Source organism: uncultured Anaerococcus sp., assembly GCF_947253225.1.
Classification (GTDB): domain Bacteria; phylum Bacillota; class Clostridia; order Tissierellales; family Peptoniphilaceae; genus Anaerococcus.
Map to the genome: position 1 here is coordinate 1 of NZ_CAMXYR010000073.1, position 6336 is coordinate 6336.

General features: G+C 32.2%; 5 protein-coding genes. 4 read left to right on the forward strand and 1 reads right to left on the reverse strand.

All coding sequences use genetic code 11. The features are described from left to right. Nucleotides 1–987 (reverse strand): aminotransferase class I/II-fold pyridoxal phosphate-dependent enzyme (locus tag Q0W95_RS07165; protein ID WP_297791322.1); only part of this gene is annotated, 987 nt, incomplete at its 3' end. Nucleotides 988–1078: 91 nt separating this feature from the next. On the opposite strand from Q0W95_RS07165, the gene Q0W95_RS07170 reads away from it, so the two are divergent. The 4 genes from Q0W95_RS07170 to clpB all read left to right on the forward strand — a co-directional run bounded on the left by Q0W95_RS07170 (nucleotide 1079) and on the right by clpB (nucleotide 6159). Then, nucleotides 1079–1936 carry an LCP family protein gene (locus Q0W95_RS07170; protein ID WP_297791324.1) on the forward strand — a complete coding sequence of 286 codons (858 nt, stop codon included), beginning with the start codon at nucleotides 1079–1081 and terminating at the stop codon, nucleotides 1934–1936. 38 nt (nucleotides 1937–1974) lie between these two features. Further along, on the forward strand, nucleotides 1975–2493 hold the full coding sequence (locus Q0W95_RS07175) for an adenine phosphoribosyltransferase (RefSeq protein WP_297791326.1): 519 nt from the start codon (nucleotides 1975–1977) through the stop codon (nucleotides 2491–2493). A gap of 167 nt (nucleotides 2494–2660) precedes the next feature. Further along, on the forward strand, nucleotides 2661–3572 hold the full coding sequence (locus tag Q0W95_RS07180; protein WP_297791328.1) for a J domain-containing protein: 912 nt from the start codon (nucleotides 2661–2663) through the stop codon (nucleotides 3570–3572). Between the two features lies 1 nt (nucleotide 3573). Further along, entirely contained in the window at nucleotides 3574–6159 is a 2586-nt protein-coding gene (gene clpB / locus Q0W95_RS07185; protein ID WP_297791330.1) for an ATP-dependent chaperone ClpB, read from the forward strand. The last annotated feature ends 177 nt before the right edge of the window (nucleotides 6160–6336 follow it).

Here is a 6336-nt window from a genome sequence, read left to right on the forward strand (position 1 = left end):
TATAAGTAGGACATAATTTGGGTAAGTCATTTCAACTTCAATATTTTTTTCTTTAAGCTTGTTTGCTAAGTCATGCCCAGTTAAATTTGTACCTTGAGTAGAAATAAGAATTTTTGTTTTGTCTTTATTTTTACAATCAATAAGTTGTAACTTACCCAAGTTTATTTTCAATAAATCGTCTATCCATTTATTTAAATTTTCATATAGAGCATGAAATTGTGGGAACTTATCAAGCATTTCATCTATTGATTGAAGGATTAAGTAGGATGGGGATGAAGTTTGAAAAATTGCCATATTTCTTTTTATCTCATCAAAATATTCTAAATCATTAATCAAAACAACAGCCCCAGGTGTTAGAGCAGACAAGTTTTTGTGAAAAGAACTTATGGCTATATCAAAAGATTTCGAGTAGGTATCGGTTATAGGTAGGTGGCTTCCATGAGCCATATCAACAACAAGTTTTGTAGAATACTTTTGACAAAGCTTGTATATCCTATCCAAATCTAATAGATATCCTTCATATGAAGGAGATGTTACTACAAGACAGGCGTATTTTTTCTTACTAAGCTTATTTTCTAGGTCATCATAGTTAATATCAACTATTGCTGATATATCATTTGTTTTTACATTTAAGTAGGAAATCTTTAGCTGGTTAAGTTCGCAAGCATTATATACTGCCTTGTGAGAGGATCTTTGGATTAATATATTCTTATTTGTATAAGTTAAGGCTCTAAGACAAGCTAGAATACCACAAGTTGAACCATTAGTTGAAATTATTGATTTTTTTACCTCATAAATTTTTGAAATTTCTTCTTGCATTTGGATAAATATATCGCTAGGGTCATTTAAATTGTCAAAGCCATCTATTTCTGTTAAATCTCTTACATAGGCAAGGTCTTTTCTTAATAGTTCGGATCTTTTAGAACCAGGCATATGGAAAGGATAATAATTTTCTTCTAAATATAAGTCTAATTTTTCGTTTAACATAAATACCTCATAGTTACCATACTATAATAATTGTCAAGTGTTATTTTGTTTTAATAATTAAAAAGCATATAATCAAAGATAGGAGAGGTTTATGAGAGAAAATACAAAGAGATTTTTAAAGTCTATCCTAATTTTTTTGATGTTTGTAGTATTGTTTAGTGGAGTTATTCTAGTAGTCAATTTCTTCAAAGGTGGGAATCAAAACCAATTAGGTGCTGATAATAATGAATTTTTGTTTTTGATGGCAGGGGTTGATAGTACGGGGGAAGACACAGGTACCCGTACGGATACTTTAATGCTAGTTAAAACTAATACTGAAGCTAAGACAATGGATCTGATATCAATTCCTAGGGATAGTAGGGTAGAAATTAATGGTTATTTAGATAAAATAAATGCTGCCCATTCTTATGGAGGAATTGATTTAACTATGCAGACTATAAGAGATTTTATGGGGATAAATTTGACCTACTATCTGGTCATTCCTTTTGAAGCTGTAGTAGATGGAATTGATGCCCTAGGTGGTATAGATGTTGAAGTTTCTGGTGATGTTGCTGAAGCCATGGATATTAGTTCTGGCATTCATCATTTTAGTGGAAAAGAAGCTTTAGATTATGTTAGGTTTAGGAAGGGGTATTCTAATGCTGATTTAGGAAGGATTTCAACCCAGCAAGACTTCATGATGCAGTTTATTAATGAAGTGTCCAAGCCAAAGAATCTTCCTAAGCTACCAATAGTATACCTAGCTATGAAAAGCAAACTTAAAACAAATATAAGTCTATCACAGTTAAAAGACCTAGCTTTAGCCTTCAGAGGGATGGATACTTCAAAAATTAATCAGGTTAGACTAGATGGTGAAGCTGTTGATATTGATGGAATAAGTTATTTTGAAGTTTATGATGAATCAGTTCAAGAAATTAGGAGTAAATATTTAAGTAATTTCGCCTATTGAGGGTATATTAAATAAGGACAAAACTACTGGAGGATTAAATGGATATTAAAGCAAAAATTAGAGTTATAGAAGATTATCCTAAGGAAGGAATTTCATTTAAGGATATAACTACTTTACTTAAAGACAGAAAAGCATTTAAGGAAACTTTAGACCAATTAGAAGAGGCATTAAAAAGTTATGAATTTGACTATATAGCAGGAATTGAATCTAGGGGTCTAATCTTTGGTGCTCCACTTGCTGATCGACTAAATAAAGGATTTATACCAATAAGAAAACCAGGAAAACTACCTGGAGAGATTGAGAAGATATCTTATGAATTGGAATATGGTTCAGGAGAACTTGAAATGCATAAGGACTCATTGAATAAAGGTGATAAAGTTGTTATAATTGACGACCTAATTGCTACAGGTGGTTCAGCAAACGCTGCTGCTAAACTTGTTGAGGCTGTAGGAGGGGTTGTTTCTTGTTTTGAGTTCTTAATAGAACTAACAGAGCTAGATGGACGTTCATACCTAAAAGACTATGATGTTATATCTTTAATTAAATACGATCATTAATATAGAAAGCTACCTATAAGTTAATCATTAAATTTCATGTTTGATTTATGATATTGACATGGGTAGCTTTTTTGGTGCAAATAATTTTGAAAACTACTTGAAAATAATTAAGGTCAAAGTATAGTTTAATTAAGGTCAGAGATGGTCAAATACAGATGGAGGTTAGAATGCAATATAGAGATTATTACGAAATATTAGGAGTTGATAAGAAATCAAGCTCTGATGAAATTAAAAAAGCATACAGAAAATTAGCAAAAAAATATCACCCAGACCTTCATCCAGACGATAAAGAAGCAGAAAAGAAATTTACAGAAATAAATGAAGCCTATGAAGTATTGTCAGATGAAGAGAAAAGAAAAAAATATGATATGTTTGGAAAAAACGCCAATTTCCAAGGAGGTCAAAATTTTGACCCACGAGATTTTGGATTTGACTTCTCAAACTTCGGAGGCAACTCATACACATACACAAGTTCAAATTCTAGTGGTTTTTCAGATTTTTTTGATGGGTTATTTGGAAATTTTGGTCAGGCTGGTAAGTCTTCGAGATTTTCAAACTTTGGTCAAGGATTTGCTAAGAAAAAGAAACAAAGTTTGGATGCATCAGTTAGCATTAGCATTGAAGAGGCAATTAATGGAACAACAAGAATTATTAACTTGAGAAATCACGGAGTTCCTACAGACATAAATGTAACTATACCAAAGGGTATTAAAAATAATAATAAAATAAGGCTAGATGGTTCAAAATATGGTGTTGATGCAAATATTATAGTAAAGGTCAATATTCTTGATGAGGAAAATTTAAGACTTGATGGGATAGATTTTATTAAGAAAATAGTTGTAAGCCCATGGGATGCTTATTTTGGTACAAAAAAGAAGGTAGAAACAAAGTCAGGTTCTTTTATGGTTAACCTTCCTCAAGGTTCAACTACTGGAAAGAAAATAAGGTTAAAGAATAGGGGATACGAGGACCGTAAAGGAAATAAAGGCGATTTAATTCTTGAAATTATTATTGATAATCCAAGCAAATTGACAGATAAACAAATTGAATTATATAAAAAATTAAAAGAGGAGGAATAATATGGATATCAAAAAGTTTACACAAAAATCACAAGAAGCTATAAATGATTCACAAGCAATAGCTATTAAAAATTCGAACCCAGAAGTTAATGAAATTCATTTAGCTTATGCCTTGGTTAATAATTCTGATTCTATAGTTAGCCAAATATTAAAGTCTATGAATATAGACTATGATGGATATAGAAATTCTATTTTGAAGAAAGTGGATACAATGCCAAGCCTCCAAGGGGGTTCTGATATATATCCTACTCAAGTCTATCAAAGAATCTTACTTAAAGCTGAGGATGAAGCAAAAAGTATGGGAGATAGTTATGTGTCAACAGAACATGTTTTCTTAAGTTTACTAAATGAACATACTAAGCTAGATGATTTGAACAAAGGATATAATATTAGCTACAAGAACTTCAAAACTGCTATCGGAAATGTCAGGAAAGGTCAAAAGGTGACTAATGATAATCCTGAGGAGACTACGAATCCTTTGGAAAAATTTGGTAGGAATCTAACCCAAGAAGCTAGAGATGGTAAAATAGATCCTGTTATTGGAAGAGATACTGAAATTAGAAATGCTCTAAGGATTTTATCAAGAAGGAAGAAAAACAATCCTGTGTTAATAGGTCAACCTGGAGTTGGTAAAACAGCAATAGTTGAAGGTCTAGCTCAAAGAATTGTTAATAATGATGTTCCTGAACCTCTCCAAGGAAGGACGATTTTCTCCTTAGACATGGGTTCTCTTGTTGCTGGTGCTAAGTATAGGGGTCAGTTTGAGGAAAGGCTTAAAGCAGTAATTGATGAAGTACAGAAGTCTGATGGACAAATCATAATGTTTATCGATGAAATTCATAACATAGTAGGAGCTGGTAAATCTGAAGGAGCTATGGATGCTTCAAATATAATGAAGCCAATGCTTGCTCGTGGAGAAATTAAAGTAATTGGTGCAACAACTTTGAATGAATATAGGCAATACATTGAGAAAGATGGAGCCTTGGAGCGTCGTTTCCAAAAAGTTATGGTTGAACAACCATCAGTTGAAGATACTATAAGTATCCTTAGGGGGATTAAAGATAAGTATGAAATTTTCCATGGAATAAGAATACAAGATAGTGCAGTAATAGCTGCAGCAGAATTATCAGACAGGTACATTACTGATAGGTTCTTGCCAGATAAGGCCATTGATTTGATGGATGAGGCATGTGCAACTGTGAGAACTGAAATTGATACTATGCCAACTTATTTAGATGAACAAAAAAGAAAATTACTCCAACTTCAAATAGAAATTACCGCCCTTAAAAAAGAGGAAGATGAATATTCAATTAAAAGAAGAAAAGACTTGGAAAAAGAACTAGCAGACTTATCAGAAAAGTTCGACCAAGATTTTATGAAGTGGAAAGAAGAGAAATCTGCAATAGACGATATAAAAACAATAAAAGAAGAGATTGATAAGGTAAAGGTAGAGATTGACCAAGCAGAAAGGAACTATGACTTTGAAAGGTTATCTGAATTAAAATATGGTAGGCTAGAGGAACTAAAAAAAGAGTTAGAACAAGCAAGTCGTAATTCAGAAGATGAGGCTAAGGGTTCAATTAAAGAAGAAGTTACTGATGAAGATGTAGCTGATGTAGTAAGTAATTGGACTAATATTCCAGTAAGTAAGCTTGTGGAGAGTGAAAGAAGCAAAATTTTGCATTTACCAGATAAACTTCACCAAAGAGTTATTGGTCAAGATGAGGCAATCCAAGCTGTATCTAATGCTATAATTAGAGCTAGATCTGGTCTAAAAAGTCAAAATAGACCAATAGGTTCCTTTATTTTCTTAGGACCTACTGGAGTTGGAAAAACAGAACTAGCCAAGTCATTAACTGAGGCAATGTTTGATGACGAAAGAAACATGGTGCGTATTGATATGAGTGAGTATATGGAAAAATACTCCGTTTCAAGATTAATAGGTGCAGCACCAGGCTATGTTGGATATGAAGAAGGCGGTCAACTAACAGAAGCAGTTAGACGTAAACCTTATTCCGTTATCCTCTTTGATGAGATAGAGAAGGCTCATCCAGATGTATTTAATATACTCCTTCAGGTTCTGGATGACGGTAGGCTTACAGATTCTCAAGGTAGAACTGTAGATTTTAAGAATACAATAATAATAATGACAAGTAATATTGGTTCAGAATTCCTAATAGACGGTCTAAATGAGGATGGTAGCATTGATGAAGAAAATAGAAATAAAGTCGATCAAGTTTTAAGAAATTCATTCAAACCTGAATTCCTAAACAGAATTGATGATATCGTGATGTTTACCCCATTGACAAGTGAACAAGTATATGAAATCATAGACTTACAAATTGATGATATTAAGAATAGGCTAAAAGATAGGGACATAAATCTTGAAATTAGCTCTAAAGCCAAAGAGTATATTTTAGAAAACGCCTATAATATTGAGTATGGTGCAAGACCAGTGAAGAGATTTTTGCAAACTCATGTAGAAACTGACTTAGGTAAATTAATTATTGAAGGAAAAGTTACAGAAAAAAGTACAGCTTTATTAGATTTAGATGAAAATAATAAGTTGAAATTTCTTATAAAATAATATATCTATTTTAAAAAAGCCTTTAAATCTGGATAATAAACCAGGTTTAAAGGCTTATTTTTATGTAAATATCAATGAATAAATATTTCTGAATTATTAATAGGAACAAGTATATCAGTCAAAACACTATATCTGTCTCTTATACACATCTCCGAGCCCACGAGACTATTGCGCTCA

Bases quoted from the DNA above. Each gene is read 5' to 3' on its own strand.
- clpB (WP_297791330.1), top strand. From the start codon at position 3,574: ATGGATATCAAAAAGTTTACACAAAAATCACAAGAAGCTATAAATGAT.
- Q0W95_RS07175 (WP_297791326.1), top strand. From the start codon at position 1,975: ATGGATATTAAAGCAAAAATTAGAGTTATAGAAGATTATCCTAAGGAA.
- Q0W95_RS07180 (WP_297791328.1), top strand. From the start codon at position 2,661: ATGCAATATAGAGATTATTACGAAATATTAGGAGTTGATAAGAAATCA.
- Q0W95_RS07170 (WP_297791324.1), top strand. From the start codon at position 1,079: ATGAGAGAAAATACAAAGAGATTTTTAAAGTCTATCCTAATTTTTTTG.